At 58.1% G+C, this 15,409-nt stretch carries 11 protein-coding genes and 2 tRNA genes; all 13 read left to right on the top strand.

The annotated features are described in order from the left end of the window. Window positions 1-15: 15 nt before the first annotated feature. The gene (locus tag DWY76_RS10275) at window positions 16-1,089 is read left to right on the top strand and encodes a YidC/Oxa1 family membrane protein insertase (protein ID WP_120081281.1); all 1,074 of its coding nucleotides are present in this window, start codon (window positions 16-18) and stop codon (window positions 1,087-1,089) included. Between the two features lie 17 nt (window positions 1,090-1,106). Next, window positions 1,107-2,270: an RNA-binding cell elongation regulator Jag/EloR gene (jag, locus tag DWY76_RS10270; protein ID WP_120081280.1), complete on the top strand. Its 1,164-nt coding sequence runs from the start codon at window positions 1,107-1,109 to the stop codon at window positions 2,268-2,270. 302 nt (window positions 2,271-2,572) lie between these two features. Then, window positions 2,573-4,384 (top strand): 5'-nucleotidase C-terminal domain-containing protein, encoded by a 1,812-nt coding sequence (locus tag DWY76_RS10265; protein WP_243112010.1) that lies wholly within the window; start codon window positions 2,573-2,575, stop codon window positions 4,382-4,384. Window positions 4,385-4,604: 220 nt separating this feature from the next. Then, a complete protein-coding gene (gene mnmE / locus DWY76_RS10260; RefSeq protein ID WP_120081278.1) occupies window positions 4,605-5,975 on the top strand; it encodes a tRNA uridine-5-carboxymethylaminomethyl(34) synthesis GTPase MnmE in 1,371 nt (456 codons plus the stop codon). A gap of 580 nt (window positions 5,976-6,555) precedes the next feature. Next, the gene (mnmG, locus tag DWY76_RS10255) at window positions 6,556-8,427 is read left to right on the top strand and encodes a tRNA uridine-5-carboxymethylaminomethyl(34) synthesis enzyme MnmG (RefSeq protein WP_120081277.1); all 1,872 of its coding nucleotides are present in this window, start codon (window positions 6,556-6,558) and stop codon (window positions 8,425-8,427) included. A gap of 1 nt (window position 8,428) precedes the next feature. Continuing rightward, window positions 8,429-8,986: a prolyl-tRNA synthetase associated domain-containing protein gene (locus DWY76_RS10250; protein WP_337678554.1), complete on the top strand. Its 558-nt coding sequence runs from the start codon at window positions 8,429-8,431 to the stop codon at window positions 8,984-8,986. A gap of 17 nt (window positions 8,987-9,003) precedes the next feature. Continuing rightward, a complete protein-coding gene (gene rsmG, locus DWY76_RS10245) occupies window positions 9,004-9,711 on the top strand; it encodes a 16S rRNA (guanine(527)-N(7))-methyltransferase RsmG (RefSeq protein ID WP_120081276.1) in 708 nt (235 codons plus the stop codon). Window positions 9,712-9,870: 159 nt separating this feature from the next. Next, on the top strand, window positions 9,871-10,668 hold the full coding sequence (locus DWY76_RS10240; protein WP_097774092.1) for a ParB/RepB/Spo0J family partition protein: 798 nt from the start codon (window positions 9,871-9,873) through the stop codon (window positions 10,666-10,668). Between the two features lie 647 nt (window positions 10,669-11,315). Then, window positions 11,316-12,149 (top strand): ParA family protein, encoded by an 834-nt coding sequence (locus DWY76_RS10235; RefSeq protein ID WP_044953183.1) that lies wholly within the window; start codon window positions 11,316-11,318, stop codon window positions 12,147-12,149. 18 nt (window positions 12,150-12,167) lie between these two features. Then, the gene (locus DWY76_RS10230) at window positions 12,168-13,037 is read left to right on the top strand and encodes a ParB/RepB/Spo0J family partition protein (protein WP_120081275.1); all 870 of its coding nucleotides are present in this window, start codon (window positions 12,168-12,170) and stop codon (window positions 13,035-13,037) included. A gap of 86 nt (window positions 13,038-13,123) precedes the next feature. Beyond that, window positions 13,124-14,455: a serine--tRNA ligase gene (serS, locus tag DWY76_RS10225; protein ID WP_005937144.1), complete on the top strand. Its 1,332-nt coding sequence runs from the start codon at window positions 13,124-13,126 to the stop codon at window positions 14,453-14,455. 203 nt (window positions 14,456-14,658) lie between these two features. Continuing rightward, window positions 14,659-14,735 (top strand) — tRNA-Met (locus DWY76_RS10220). A 92-nt stretch (window positions 14,736-14,827) separates the two neighbouring features. Further along, window positions 14,828-14,899: transfer RNA gene (locus DWY76_RS10215), tRNA-Glu, on the top strand. Window positions 14,900-15,409 lie beyond the last annotated feature (510 nt).

Raw genomic sequence — 15,409 nt, 5'->3', positions numbered from 1 at the left:
CACAGACGGGGCAGAATGGACAAAGGTATGAACTTCTTTTACATCCTGAGCGGTCCTCTCGGCTATGTCATGGAGTGGATCTACAAGCTGCTCCCGAGCTACGGCTGGGACATCATCATCTTCACGCTGCTCATCAACATCGTCAAGATCCCTCTGCAGCTGAGCCAGCAGAAGAGCATGGCTAAATTGTCGGCCTTCCAGCCCATGATGATGGAGATCCAGACCAAGTACAAGGACAAGCCCGAAAAGCAGCAGGAAGAAATGCTCAAGCTGCAGCAGGACTACGGCTATAGCCCCACCGCAGGCTGCGTGCCCATGCTGTTGAACTTCCTTGTCATGTTCGGCGTTATCGGTGTCGTGTACAATCCGCTGGAGCGCATCTTCCACATCAGCGCTGCGGCTCTGACCGCCGCCGGTGAGGCCCTGACCGCCTCCGGCGTCGCCTTTACCGCCATCACCCGCGATACCAACATCATCGCACAGGTGATTGCTGGCAACGGCGGTGTGCTGGGCTGCTTCAGCGCCGAGCAGATCGCTACCATTACCGAGTTCAGCCAGCACATGAACTTCCTCGGCATCGACCTGACCCGCATCCCCAAGCTGGGCCTTTCTCTGGACATCGTGCTGCCGCTGCTGTCGGTCATCACCATGCTCCTGTCCACCCATATCAGCATGAAGGCCAGCGGCCAGCAGATGCAGGGCAGCATGAAGCTGACCATGTATATGATGCCGCTGATGTACCTGTTCTTCTGCTTCACCTATCCTCTGGCATTCTCTCTGTACTACGTCATTTCCAACATCGTGATGACCGTGCAGACTCAGGTCATGCGCAAGGTGTACGACCCCGATAAGATGCGCAAGGAGATCGAAGCGCAGATCGCAGAAAAGAAAAAGCAGGAAAAACGCGGTGTGAAGAACACTACCGTCAAGGTCACCGATCCCAAGACCGGCAAGACCACGGAAAAGAACCTTTCTGCCAGCGAGATGAACAAGCGCCGTCTGGAGTATGCCCGCCAGCTGGACGAGGAGCGCTACAAGGACGAGCGTACCGTGCCGCTGAGCGAGCTGAACAAGCAGGATAAAGAATAAGAGGAGGATGAACGGTTATGATCCGTAAGCAGGAAGCGACCGGCAAAACGGTCGATGAAGCCCGCGCAAAAGCCTGCGCTCTGCTGGGCGTGCAGGCCGATGATCTGAATGTCAGCTGCGAAGTGCTGGAAATGCCCCAGAAGACTGGTTTTCTGGGTCTGAAGCTCACCCCCGCTAAGGTGTGCGTGAGCGTGGAGGAGCCGGACGCTCCGGCTGCAGCACCCGCTGAGCCTGTTGTTGAGAAAAAGACTCCCGTGCAGGAGGCTGTCAAGGCCGCTCCCGTGGCAGAGGAGCCTGCCGCTGCGGCAGCACAGCCGGAAGCAGAGGCCGAAGAGCCTGCTGCCCCCGCTGCAGAAGCTGCTGCAGAGCAGCCCGCTGCCGAGGAAGAGGAGCCGGAAGTCCCCATCGTGATCGAAGAGAACGCTAAGATCAAGGCTGCTGTGGACTACCTGCGTGAGGTCATTGCCCTGATGGGCGTGGAGAATGTCACCTTCAGCGCTGTGCAGAAGGGCGAAGCTACCATCATCCGTCTGGACGGTGAAAAGCTGGGTGCCCTCATCGGCCGCCGCGGCGAGACAATGGAGAGCCTTTCCTATCTGGCAAGCCTTGTGGCAAACCGTCTGGAGGGCGATTACATCAAGTTGGGTCTGGATGTGGCCGGATACCGCGATAAGCGCGAGAGCGACCTGACCGCACTGGCACAGCGCATTGGTGCCAAGGTGCGCAAGACCGGCCGCAGCTTTGCCATGGAACCCATGAACCCCTACGAGCGCCGCATCATCCACTCTGCCATCAGCAAGATGGAGGGCGTGCGCAGCGAGAGCAAGGGCGAAGGCCGTGACCGACGTGTGGTCATCTACTCCACCGCACCCGATGCACAGACCGAGAACACCTATGGCGAGCGCCGTCCCCGCGGCGGACGCGGCAATGGCCGTCGTCCCGGCGGCAGCCGCAATGGCGGCTATCGCGGCGGGAACCGTTCTGAGCATGGCGACCACAATGGAAACCGCGGCGGTTACCGTGGCAGCCGCAATGGTGCACCCCGCGGCCCGCGGCCTTCCGGCGTGCCGGAGCGCACCTATGCACCCCGTGATGCAGAGAATGCAGCACCGGTAGCACCCAAGCGCACCGAGCGCGTGGACGATTTTGCCGATTTCAGCTTTGGCAAGATCGAGCTGTAATACGGAATTACTTTTGAAATCAGGGTCTCCGGAAAATCTGCGGATTTTCCGGAGACCTTTTTTCACGCAAAAAGGATTTTACCAAAATCTAACGCCAAGCTGGTTTCGGGTCGGGCAGCTGTTGCGGTATACTGAGCATAAAAAAGTCATTCTTCTCAAAATTTGGAGAAACTGCCTGTTTTTTGCCGAAATCTTTCTCTTAAATGGCAATTGTAAAACAATTGGTCAAGGCTTTATACTGTAGTCAAGAGCGTTCTGTTCGTGAAGAACAGACAGAATGATGAAAAGAGAGGTATTCAACTATGGCTCAGAACAAGATCTCCCGCCGCAGCTTCCTGCGTGGTGCAGGGGCATCCGCGACCATCGCAGCCGCCAGCTGCATGGCACCCTCTGCAGCCGCCTGTGACATCAAGTCCCTGTGGAGCATGGATCTGCAGATCCTTGCCACCAGCGATACCCACGGCAAATTCGACCCATGGGACTACGCTGCCAACAAGGCAGATGCTTCCGGCAGTGTGGCCCAGCAGGCGACTGCCATCAAGCAGTGCCGTACCCGGAACACGCTGGTGGTGGATGCAGGTGATACCATTCAGGCCAACTCCGCAGAGCTGTTCCTGAACGACGACCTGCATCCCATGGTCGCTGCCATGAATGCCATCGGCTATGATATCTGGACCACCGGCAACCATGAGTACAACTACGGCATGGATGTGCTGAAAAAGGTCATGGGACAGCAGAAGGCCAAGGTGCTCACCGGCAACGTTTACGCACCGGACGGCACCCCGCTGGCCGACGGCTACACCATCATCAAAAAGGGCACCGTCAAGATCGGTGTCATTGGCATGGTCACCCCCAACATCATCCGCTGGGATGCCAAGAATCTGGAGGGCTGGAAGGTCACCAACCCTGTGGACGAGAGCCGCAAGATCATTGATAAGATCAAGGATCAGGTGGATGTTCTGATCGGCGTCATGCACATGGATACCGAGAACGAGTACGGTGTGTACGGCTCCGGCGTTACCGATCTGGCAAATGCCTGCCCGGAGTTTGATGTGATCGTGGGCGGCCACGGCCACAGGAGCATCCCCAACATGATGATCAACAACGTGCTGGTTGTGGAGAACAAGAACGCCGGTGCCACCCTGTCCGAGATCCACGTCTATCTGGAGCGCCAGCTGGACGGTAAGTGGAAGGTCGTGAACCGCACCTCTGAAAACCTGCAGATCAAGGAGTACGAGCCCGATCCGGAGCTGACCGCTTTGCTGGCCTCCTACGACACCCGCGCCAAGGAAGACGCTGTTACCCCCATTGGCGAGCTGAAGGGCGGCGATCTGGCCCCCGAAAACGAGATCGACTGCCTGCCGCAGGCCATGGTGCAGGATACCGCGCTGCTGGACTTCATCAACGAAGTGCAGATGTACTACACCGGTGCGCAGGTCTCTGCTACCGCCCTGACCTCCATGACCTCCCAGATGCGCGCGGGCACCATCCGCAAGTGCGATATGGCCAGCATCTACACCTACCAGAACACCCTGTACAAGCTGCAGATGACCGGCGAGCAGCTGCGCCGCTTCATGGAGTGGTCTGCTGCCTTCTTCAAGACATGGAAGCCGGATGAAGTGACCATTGCCTTTGACCCCTCGGTGCGCTACTACCTGTATGATGCTTTTGAGGGTGTCAACTACGAGCTGGACGTCTCCAAGGAGCCGGGCCACCGCATCAAGAACCTCAAGTGGCCGAACGGCAAGGCCGTGAAGGACACCGACACCTTTGTGGTGGCAGTGAACAACTACCGCGCCACCACCCAACTGCTGACGGCTGCGGACATCTTCCTGCCGGGCGAAGAACTGCCCAAGCTGTTGGAGATCGATGTGCGCGGCGACGTGGGCGGCATCCGCGAGCTGCTGGGCGAGTACATCCGCACCGTGAAGGGCGGCACCATTGAGCCGCACGTGAACAACAACTGGAAGATCGTGGGCAACAACTGGAAGGCTGCCGATCACCAGAAGGCTGTGCAGCTGCTGCGCGAGGGCAAGCTGGCCCTGAATGAGAATGCCGATGCACGCACGCTGCCTGGCAAGGCCATCACCACGGCGGATATCGCCAAGTTCTAAAAAACAGTTTCCTGTAAAAAGGGGCTTTCCGTGTTGGGACGGAAAGCCCCTTTTTTGTGTGAGAAACGGGCGGATTTTCAACCGTTTCCCGGGAATTGGTTGAAAAAACAGTACCATTCCGCAGCATTTCGTGGTACAATGAAACTGTATTGGTCTCGCTGCTGTGGGCAGATGGGAGCAAGCGGCCAGACCGGGCGCGGAAAGGAAGCCAGAAAAAACCATGCAGGAAACGACCATTGCAGCCATTGCAACAGCGCCGGGCGCAGGCGGCATTGCCGTCGTGCGGCTCTCCGGTGCGGAGAGCTATCCCATAGCAGCCCGGGTGTTCCGCCCGGCCAACGCCGCAAAAAAGGTGGAGGATGCCAAAGGCTACACCGCCATGTACGGCACATTCCGGGAAGGGGACGAAGCATTTGATGAGGGGGTGGCCCTGTTTTTCCGCACGCCCCACAGCTATACCGGCGAGGACGTGGTGGAGCTTTCCTGCCATGGCGGCAGCGCCGTGGCCCGCCGTCTGGTGGAAGCCTGTCTTGCTGCCGGTGCTCAGCCTGCCGCGCCCGGCGAGTACACCCGCCGCGCGTTCCTGAACGGCAAGCTGGGTCTGACGCAGGCCGAAGCCGTCATGGATCTGATCTCGGCGGATGGCCGTCAGGGTGCCGCGCTGGCCAATGCCGCGCTGGGCGGTGCGCTGGCAAAGAAGATCAGTGCCCAGAAGGAAGCGCTTACCGCCATTCAGGCTCACCTTGCCGCATGGGTGGATTTTCCCGAAGAGGATGTGCCGGAGCTGGATGGTGACCATCTGCACCGCGTACTGAGTGGGGTAAAGGCAGAGCTGGACGAGTTGATCCATAATTATCAGGCGGATACCGTCCTGCGCGAAGGTGTGGACTGCGCCATTGTGGGCAGACCAAATGCGGGCAAATCCACACTGCTCAACCTGCTGGCCGGGTTCGACAGGGCCATCGTCACGCCGGTGGCTGGCACCACCCGTGACGTGGTGGAACAGGCGGTACAGCTGGGGAATATCCAGCTGAATCTGTTCGATACCGCCGGTCTGCGCGAGACCGAAGATGCCATTGAAGCCGAGGGCATCCGCCGCAGCTGGAAAAAGCTGGAGGAGGCAGGCCTGATTCTGGCTGTGTTCGATGGCTCTGAGCCGCCCACGCGGGAAGATCTGGAGCTTGCACAGCGTTGCACAGGCCGTCCAGCCATTGCACTTATCAACAAAGAGGATAAACCAACGCAATTTGACGCAGAGTTCATAGCGCCCTGCTTTGCCATGGTGCTGCCGGTGTGCTGTCAGGAGGAGGAGAGCCGCAAGGTGATCTCCGCTGCGGTGGCCCGCCTGCTGGGTACCAGCCAGATCGACCCCCATGCCGCCAGTCTGTCCGGCCAGCGTCAGCTTTCCGCCGCACTGCGTGCGCGGGACGCTGTGGCCGGTGCACTGGATGCTGCCGCAGGCGGCTTTGGGCTGGATGCCGTTTCCGTCTGTGTGGACGACGCACTGGCCGCCCTGTGCGACCTGACCGGTGAGAACGCCTCGGAAGCTGTGATCGAACAGGTGTTTGAACGTTTCTGCGTGGGAAAGTGACGAAGAGCTTCCCGCGCGAAGCGTGGTCGCGTGTTTAAAGTTTGATGCCTTTTGCAAAATGCATCGCCGCCGGGGATGTTCTCTTTTGCGTGCCAAAAGAGAACCAGAAAAGCACCCGCTACTTTCGAGGCGCGGGAGGCACGAATTAAGGGCTACTCGCCCTTAATAATCCCAAAAGAGATGGGCTCCATACAAAAAATCCAAGTCGCTCCGCTAGAGGATTTTTTGTGTTACGCCGATTTGTAGTCGCTTGCGCGACGAGCCATACGGACAAGTTTATGCGTTATCTGCTGCGCGACAGCTGCAGGCTGACAGCAGCAATATGCCGTTTCCTGTTACGACCCTTTCCCGTGAAAAAGTAAATTGGAAAAATCCGCGGTTGCGCAGCAATGAAAGCCCCAGTGGGGCTTTCAAGCGGCAGAACGGTCTTGCGTTAGCAAGATGGAGGGGCCTCGCCCTGACAAGTTCCGCAGATTTTTCCAATTTACAAAATATAAATAATATTTCCGCTGATATTGTCAGAGCGAAGCGGAGACAATTTTAAATCATTATCTTACCAATAGAGGAAACCCGAAAGTATATGAACCACTTAGGAGATTATGACGTTATCGTCATCGGTGCCGGTCATGCCGGCATCGAGGCAGCTCACGCCGCCGCAACGCTGGGCGCTAGAACGGCTGTGTTTACCATGAGTCTGGATGCCATTGGCAACATGCCCTGCAACCCCAGCATTGGTGGCACAGCAAAAGGCACGCTGGTACGTGAATTGGATGCACTGGGCGGCGTGATGGGCCTTGCTGCAGATGCCACCTATCTGCAGAGCCGGATGCTCAACAAGGGCAAAGGCCCGGCGGTGCACGCCCTGCGTGTGCAGACCGACCGCAAGCGCTACCATGAATATATGAAGCATGCATTGGAACTCACGCCCGGCCTTGCCATCCATCAGGCTGAGGTTGTGAGCATCGAGACCGAGAACGGCCGTGTGAAGGGCGTTGTGACCCAGCTGAACGGGGAATACAGCGCCAAATGCGTGGTCATTGCCACCGGCACGAACCTTGGCGGCAAAATTTTTGTGGGCGATGCGTGGTACGCCTCCGGCCCGGACGGGATGCACGCTGCTAACGCCCTGACCGACAGCCTGAAGGCTGCCGGGCTGCCGCTGCGCCGGTTCAAGACCGGCACCCCTGCCCGGGTGCACCGCCGCAGCATCGATTTTTCCAAGCTGGAATGCCAGCCCGGCGACCCGGATAATGAGCTGCAGCCCTTCAGCTTTATGACCGATGCACCCATGCACAACAAGGTGGAGTGCTGGATCGCCTACACCAACCCCGAGACCCACAGGATCATTCTGGATAACATCCAGCGCAGCCCGCTCTATGGCGGCATGATCGAGGGTGTTGGCCCGCGCTACTGCCCCTCCATCGAGGACAAGGTGGTGCGCTTTGCGGGCAAGGACCGCCACCCCATTTTTGTGGAACCCTGCGGCGAGAACACCGAAGAGATGTATCTGCAGGGTGCCTCCAGCAGCCTGCCGGAGGATGTGCAGAATGCCTTCTACCGCAGTATCAAAGGGTTTGAGAACATCGAGATCATGCGCCCGGCCTACGCCATCGAGTACGACTGCGTGGACCCCACCAGTCTGGAAGCCACGCTGGAAAGCAAGGTGGTGCGGGGACTGTACGGCGCGGGTCAGTTCAACGGCACCTCCGGCTACGAGGAAGCCGCCGCACAGGGCTTGCTGGCAGGTTTGAACGCCGCCCGCAATGCGCTGGGCAAAGAGCAGCTCATTCTGCCGCGCCACACCAGCTATCTGGGCACACTGGTGGATGATCTGGTCACCAAAGGGGTCATGGACCCCTACCGCATGATGACCAGCCGCAGCGAGTACCGCCTGACCCTGCGTCAGGACAACGCTGACCAGCGGCTGACCCCCATTGGCAGGGAATACGGCCTTGTGCAGGATGACCGCTGGGCCAAGTACCAGCACACCCAGAGCATTCTGGAAGCAGAGCGCCGCCGCTTGCATGAGACGCATCTGCGCACCGCAGACCTGCGTGCCGCCATGGAAGCGGCCGGTCTTGCCCCTGCTGCCGAGGGCGGCATTGCGGAAGAGCTGCTGCGCCGCCCGGAGATCAGCTATCCGCTGCTGGCCGGTGTCATCGGCTGGGGCGAGCAGATCACCCCCATGCTGGCCGAACGGCTGGAGACCGAGATCAAGTATGCGGGCTACATTGCCCGGCAGGACCGGATGATCCGGGACGTGGCCCGGCACGAAAAGACCCTGATCCCAGATGATTTTGAATATTCCGACCTGACCGGCCTGACACTGGAAGCCCGCGAAAAGCTGGCCCGCATCCGGCCGAAGAACCTCGGTCAGGCGGGGCGCATCCCGGGCGTATCGCCCTCCGATGTGGCGCAGCTGAGCATTGCGCTGGCAGCGAGAGGAAAATAAAATGGAAGAACTGAAGCTTTACGAGGGCCGTCCTGCCGACTGCACCGGGCGGCTGGAAAAAGAGATCCGTACCTATGACCTGCTGGACAAGCTGGGCATCCAATTCTGGCGTACCGACCACGGCTGGATGAAGGCCGACACCATGGAGGATTGCCATGTGATCGATGCCTGCCTGAATGCCACCGTCTGCAAAAACCTGTTCCTGTGCAACCGGCAGAAGACGAACTTCTATCTGCTCATGATGCCCGGGGACAAGCCCTTCAAAACCAAAGAGCTTTCCCATCAGCTGGGCATTGCCCGCCTGAGCTTTGCCTCGCCCGAGGATATGGAGCAGTATCTGGACTGCACGCCCGGCTCCTCCTCCATTATGGGCCTTGCCAATGATGCTGAAAATAAGGTGCAGCTGCTGATGGATGAGGACATAAAGGCAGGGGAGTACCTCGGCTGCCACCCCTGCATCAACACCTCCTCGCTCAAGCTGCGAACGGCAGATGTGCTGGAAACTTTCCTGCCTGCCGTGCACCACGAGCCGATTTTCGTTCACTTGACCGGAGAATGAAAGAAAGGACAACACCCATGATCGACAAACAGCGTCTGGAAGCAAAATGTTCCACATGGAACATCACTCTCACCGGCACCCAGCTGGACCAGCTGGATGCCTTTGCCGAAATTCTGGTGGACTACAACCAGAAGGTCAACCTGACCGCTATCACCGACCCCGAGGGGATCGAGGATAAGCACTTCCTCGACAGCCTGCTGTTTGCCAGCCAGCCGGAAGTGGCGGGCCGCATGGTGGATGTGGGCGCAGGCGCAGGCTTCCCGGGCATCGTGACCAAAATCTACAAGCCGGAACTGGAGTTGACCCTGATGGAGCCCACCGGTAAGCGGGTGGAGTTTTTGAAGTACGCCTGTGCCCAGCTGGGCCTGACCGGCGTGGAGTTTGCAAAGGAGCGCGCCGAGGAAGCCGCCCGCAAGGCGTGGCGTGAACAATTTGATCTGGCCTCGGCCCGTGCAGTGGCCGCGCTGCCCATGCTGGCCGAATACTGCCTGCCGCTGGTAAAGGTGGGCGGCAATTTCCTCGCCATGAAAGGCTCTTCCGGTGAGGAAGAGCTGACCGCAGCGCGCGGTGCCATCAAAAAGCTGGGCGGCGAGTACAAAGAAACCCGCACTCTGCACCTTCCGGGCGGCGACACCCGCACCCTGATCCTGTGCAAAAAGATTTCGCAGACTCCGACAGCCTACCCCAGAAACGGCGGAAAAATTGCGAAAAGCCCGTTGAAATAACGAAATATCGATAGAACTTTGTAAAACCCTGCCGAACGAAACTTCTGGCAGGGTTTTTATTTGTGTGATACACTGTGCCTGAAGCCTGAGTTTTCCACGCTTTCCCGGGAAAATGTGAAAAACAAAACCCATCCATCGCGCGAAAGGAGCCGTGTATCCATGTTTGAACGCAAAAAGCAGGCGGGCAAGATTTATTTCCTGCCCATCGATCAGATCAGGCCGTCGCCGTTTCAGGCACGGCGGGAGTTCAGCGAGCAGGAGCTGGCTGCGCTGGCCCAGAGCATCCGTGAAAATGGTCTGCTGCAGCCCATCTCGGTGCGAAAAGTGTCGGATGGCGGCTACGAACTGGTAGCCGGGGAGCGGCGGCTCCGTGCCTGCCGCCTTGCTAAAATGAACACCATCCCTGCCATCCTCTGTGATTACGACGATGAGCGCACCGCCGCGCTGGGCCTGCTGGAAAACATCCAGCGGGCCGACCTGAACCCCTTTGAGCAGGCGCAGGGCTTAAAGGATGTGATGGTGCTGTGGGACTGCACCCAGGCCGAAGCCGCCAAGCGGCTGGGCATGGCGCAGCCCACTCTTGCCAACAAGCTGCGGCTTTTGCAGCTGAACGCCGACCAGCGACAGTTCGTGCTGGACAACAGCCTCACCGAGCGCCATGCCCGGGCGGTGCTGCGTCTGCCGGAGAACCGCCGCAGTGAAGCATTGATCAACATTGCCAAGCGCCGCATGAACGCCCGGCAGACCGACCTCTACATTGAACAGCTGCTCAATACCCCTGCAAAAGGCAGGCATCGCATCTCGATGGTCAAGGATGTGCGTATTTTTGTGAACACCATCGACCATGCCATCCGTCTGATGACCGATAATGGTGTGCCCGCCACTGCCCACCGGGAGGAGAAGGACGGGTATATCGAATATACGGTGCGCATCCCAACCACCGCCGCCGAACGGTAAAATTGTTCCATGTGGAACAGGAAACTCCCGTGCAGAGCGTAGTCGCGTGTTTAAAGTTTCATGCCTTTTGCTAAAGCATTGCGCCGGGTACGTTCTCTTTTGCGTGCCAAAAGAGAACCAGAAAAGCACCCGCTACTTTCGAGGCGCGGGAGGCACGAACTAGGGGCTGCTCGCCCCTAGTAACCCCAAAGCTGTTGGGCTCCATACAAAAAATCCAAGTCGCTTCGCTAAAGGATTTTTTGTGTTCCGCCGATTGGAAGCCCCTCAGTCGCTGCGCGACAGTTCCCTCAAAGAGGGAGCCTCTGGCGAAACCGCAAGCTTTGTGGTCTGCCCAGAAACTTTACCGTACTGCCAAAGCCTCCCTTATGAGGGAGGTGGCAAGCCCGACAGGGCTTGACTGAGAGGACTAGCCAGCTTCCCGGCGCGCATTCAAAATCGTTTGTTTTGTCTCCCGAAACCGTGCATTTTTTGATTTTCCCACCTCTAAAAGTTAAAAATCCAGCGGAAAAAAGCTTCAGATGGTTCAAAAACCGATTTGGATGTGCTATACTAGGTGTTAAGGGGCCTGTATGGACGGGAAACCGGCGGGCATGACTGCGAATGTTCCACATGGAACAATTAAATTTTCCCGGAAGGAAGAATTGTGCGTGGCAAAAATTGTAGCAATTGCGAACCAGAAGGGCGGCGTTGGCAAAACCACCACCGCCGTCAACCTGTCGTCCTGCGTTGCGGCGCTGGGCAAGCGGGTGCTCATCGTAGATCTTGATCCGCAGGGCAATACCACCACCGGCTACGGCATCCCGAAGCGCAGCGTGGAAAAGGGAACCTACGAGATCCTGATCGGTGAAGCACGAGCATCCGAGGCCATCCGTAAGACCGAGTACCGCACCGATGTCATCGGCTCCAACACCCGTCTGGCCGGTGCCAGTCTGGAAATGATCGACCTGCCCGCTCGTGAGAGCCGCCTGCGCAAGGCGCTGGCCGAGGTGCAGAAGGACTATGACTTCATCTTTATCGATTGTCCGCCCAGTCTGGACCTGCTCACCCTGAACGGCCTGAGTGCCTGCGACAGCGTTCTCATTCCGGTGCAGTGCGAGTATTACGCGCTGGAGGGTCTTTCGGAGCTGATCAGCACCTTAAAGACCATTCGCAAAAAGTACAATCCGTATCTGGATATCGAGGGCGTGGTGTTCACCATGTTCTCGTTGCGGTATAACCTGACCGTGCAGGTGGTGGAGCAGGTGCAGAAGTATTTCGGCTCCAAGGTGTACAAGACCACCATCCCGCGCTCCATCCGCATTTCGGAGGCACCCAGCTACGGCCAGCCCATCAATTTCTATGAACCCAAGGGCAAGGGCAGCGAAGCGTACATGGATCTGGCAATCGAATTTGTCAAGAACAACCGCCCGCACGAGCCCAAAAAGGCCCGCAGAAAAAGTGCACCCGTCGCAGAGCAGACGAAAAATGCTCTGGAAGATTAAACCTCAGGGGGAACATGAATGGCAAGAGGAAAAGGAGGACTTGGCCGCGGGCTGGACAGTCTGTTTGAAGATGCCGCCCCGGTTTTTGAGTCCGGTGCAAAGGTAGACACCTTGCCTCTGCGTGAGATCGAACCGGACCCAGAACAGCCGCGCAAGACCTTTGACGAACAGGCGCTGGGCGAGCTGGCGGCCAGCATTGCAGAGCATGGTCTGCTGCAGCCCATCGCGGTGCGTCCGCGCCCGCGCGGCGGCTACAGCATCGTGGCGGGTGAGCGCCGCTGGCGTGCCTGCCGCATGGCAGGGCTGAACGATGTGCCGGTGGTCATTAAGGAAGTCAGCGACGAGCAGGCCATGGAGCTGGCTCTGGTGGAAAACCTGCAGCGCGAGGATCTGGACCCGGTGGAAGAAGCAACCGGCATCCGGGAGCTGATGACCCGCTGCGGCCTGACGCAGGAGCAGGCGGCACAGAAGCTGGGCAAGAGCCGCAGCGCACTGGCCAACAGCCTGCGCCTGCTGAACCTGCCGGAAAATGTGCTGGAACTGCTGAAAAGCGGCTTTATCAATATCGGCCACGCAAAGGTGATCCTGAGCCTGCCCACACCGGAGTTGCAGGAGCAGGCGGCGCAGATCATTGCGGACAACCAGTTGAATGTGCGTCAGGCCGAGACGCTGTGCAAAAAGCTGGCAAAGCCCGCAAAGGAGCCCAGAGAACCCAAGCCGCGGGGCACTCTGCCGGTGGAGGTGGAAGAAAGTCTCAAGCAGGTGCTGGGCAGCGAGGTGAACGTGGCTTACCACGACGGCAAGGGCAGGCTGACCGTGCATTTCTATTCAGACGAGCAGCTGCGGGCCTTTGCCAACCTGCTGGGACAGTACCAGAACGAAGAATAAAGCGATCCAAGGCGGGCGACCGTCTTTGAACGGCACAGGGGAGGGGATCTTCTGTGCGAACCGAAATAGAGCAAGGAGAGTCAATCATGCTTGATATCAAATTTGTCCGTGAAAACCCGGACGCTGTCAAGGAAAACATCAAGAAGAAGTTTCAGGATGCAAAGCTCCCGCTGGTGGACGAGGTCATCGAGAAGGATGCCAAGTACCGCGCATGCCTGAAGGAAGTGGAAGCCCTCAAGGCTGCCCGCAACAAGCTGAGCAAGGCCAACGGCCCCCTGTTCGGCCAGCTGAAGAAGTGCACCGATGAGGCACAGAAGGCTGAGCTGCAGGCTCAGATCGATGCCAACAATGCCGCCGTCAAGGCCGATGCCGACAAGATGGCTGAGCTGGAAAAGGAAGAAGAGACCCTGTCCGCACGCATTCAGGAGATCATGTACACCATTCCGCAGATGATCGATCCCAGCGTGCCCATCGGCCCGGATGATACCTATAACGTGGAAGCACAGCGCTTTGGTGAGCCTGTGGTGCCCGATTTCCCCATTCCGTACCACACCGAGATCATGGAGAGCTTCGACGGCATCGATATGGACGCTGCAGGCCGCGTGGCCGGCAACGGTTTCTACTATCTGCTGGGCAACATCGCCCGCCTGCACGAGGCTGTGCTGGCCTATGCCCGCGACTTTATGATCAACAAGGGCTTCACCTATGTGATCCCTCCCTTCATGATGCACGGCAACGTGGTGCAGGGTGTTATGTCCTTCCCGGAAATGGATGCCATGATGTATAAGATCGAGGGTGAGGACCTGTACCTGATCGGCACCAGCGAGCACACCATGATCGGCCGCTTCATCGACCAGACTCTGGACGAGGCCACTCTGCCCCTGACCCTGACCTCCTACAGCCCCTGCTTCCGCAAGGAAAAGGGCGCTCACGGCATCGAGGAGCGCGGCATCTACCGCATCCATCAGTTCGAGAAGCAGGAAATGATCGTGGTCTGCCGCCCCGACGAGAGCGCTGACTGGTACGAGAAGCTGTGGAAGAACTCTGTGGAGCTGTTCCGCAGCATGGAGATCCCGGTGCGTCAGCTGAACTGCTGCTCCGGCGACCTGGCCGACCTGAAGGTGAAGAGCTGCGATATCGAAGCATGGAGCCCCCGCCAGCAGAAGTACTTCGAGGTCTGCTCCTGCTCCAATCTGGGCGATGCACAGGCACGCCGCCTGCACATCCGCGTGAAGGGCAAGGACGGCAAGACCTATCTGGCCCACACCCTGAACAACACCTGCGTGGCACCTCCGCGTATGCTGATCGCCTTCCTGGAGAACCATCTGCAGGCCGACGGCACCGTGACCATCCCCGAAGTGCTGCAGCCGTATATGGGCGGCCTGAAGGTCATGGTTCCCACCCACAAGAAGGGCTGAAGAATTGACCGGCTTTTCCACAAGGCTCGGATAAATGGTTGAAAAATCCCGCTTTCTATTCAATGGAAAGCGGGATTTTTGCGTATCTTCGTTTGTATTTTGGATGACACGAAAAAATATGATTTTTTTAAAAATATGTGTTGACAAAAGGGGTATCTGTGGGTATAATAATAGAGCACTGTTCAAGTGCACAAACAATATGTGGCGGTATAGCTCAGTTGGCTAGAGCATTCGGTTCATACCCGAAGTGTCACCGGTTCAAATCCAGTTACCGCTACCACTTTTACAGAGTTTCGCTAAGGTTAGGGGGACGGTCGTCTGCAGTAGTGGACGATGGAAGTCGGAGGTTTTAGCGAAGCTCTGTATTTCTAAGGCCCGTTGGTCAAGCGGTTAAGACACGGCCCTTTCACGGCTGTAACATGGGTTCGATTCCCGTACGGGTCATAAAAACGCCTTTGCGCATTGCGCAAGGGCGTTTTTAATTTGACCCATACGGGAATCGAACAGGGCGGCGGTGCGCAGCGCCGCAACCAAAGCCCCAGTGGGGCTTTGGTTAGCCCGCGGGTCCCAACGGCTAGGAATGTCTACCGTGGTAGTTGCCGCTACATTCGCTCGGGGGATTTTTAATTTGACCCGCACGGGAATTGCAGCTGAGCTGACCGCCGCCAGCGAGCAAAGACTTCCCCCGGTCGGGGGAAGATGTCGCATAGCGACAAAAAGGGGAGTACAGGGAAGCGAAGCTGGGGCCGTGGTCAGCGGAATGCGAACGCCGCTCCAAGGCGTGAAGCATACGCTGGGAACCACGACCCGGGACAGGGCGGCGGTGCGCCTTCATCTTGAATACCACATGCCAGTTTATGGATAAAAAGCCCGGCAGGGGAACACGTTCAGGTGCTCTTCTGCCGGGTTTTTCTGCATTTTTCCGCAGATCTCCGACCTGAAATAGTAACAAAA

The sequence above is a fragment of the Faecalibacterium sp. AF27-11BH genome, assembly GCF_003603005.1.
Taxonomy (GTDB): Bacteria; Bacillota; Clostridia; order Oscillospirales; family Ruminococcaceae; genus Faecalibacterium; species Faecalibacterium taiwanense.
The sequence above is the reverse complement of the archived record's forward strand: the minus strand, read 5'-3'. Positions and strand labels throughout refer to the sequence as shown.

What these genes read in the sequence shown, in the direction of transcription:
- DWY76_RS10275 (WP_120081281.1), top strand. Translation starts at nt 16, where the DNA reads ATGGACAAAGGTATGAACTTCTTTTACATCCTGAGCGGTCCTCTCGGC.
- jag (WP_120081280.1), top strand. Translation starts at nt 1,107, where the DNA reads ATGATCCGTAAGCAGGAAGCGACCGGCAAAACGGTCGATGAAGCCCGC.
- DWY76_RS10265 (WP_243112010.1), top strand. Translation starts at nt 2,573, where the DNA reads ATGGCTCAGAACAAGATCTCCCGCCGCAGCTTCCTGCGTGGTGCAGGG.
- mnmE (WP_120081278.1), top strand. Translation starts at nt 4,605, where the DNA reads ATGCAGGAAACGACCATTGCAGCCATTGCAACAGCGCCGGGCGCAGGC.
- mnmG (WP_120081277.1), top strand. Translation starts at nt 6,556, where the DNA reads ATGAACCACTTAGGAGATTATGACGTTATCGTCATCGGTGCCGGTCAT.
- DWY76_RS10250 (WP_337678554.1), top strand. Translation starts at nt 8,429, where the DNA reads ATGGAAGAACTGAAGCTTTACGAGGGCCGTCCTGCCGACTGCACCGGG.
- rsmG (WP_120081276.1), top strand. Translation starts at nt 9,004, where the DNA reads ATGATCGACAAACAGCGTCTGGAAGCAAAATGTTCCACATGGAACATC.
- DWY76_RS10240 (WP_097774092.1), top strand. Translation starts at nt 9,871, where the DNA reads ATGTTTGAACGCAAAAAGCAGGCGGGCAAGATTTATTTCCTGCCCATC.
- DWY76_RS10230 (WP_120081275.1), top strand. Translation starts at nt 12,168, where the DNA reads ATGGCAAGAGGAAAAGGAGGACTTGGCCGCGGGCTGGACAGTCTGTTT.
- serS (WP_005937144.1), top strand. Translation starts at nt 13,124, where the DNA reads ATGCTTGATATCAAATTTGTCCGTGAAAACCCGGACGCTGTCAAGGAA.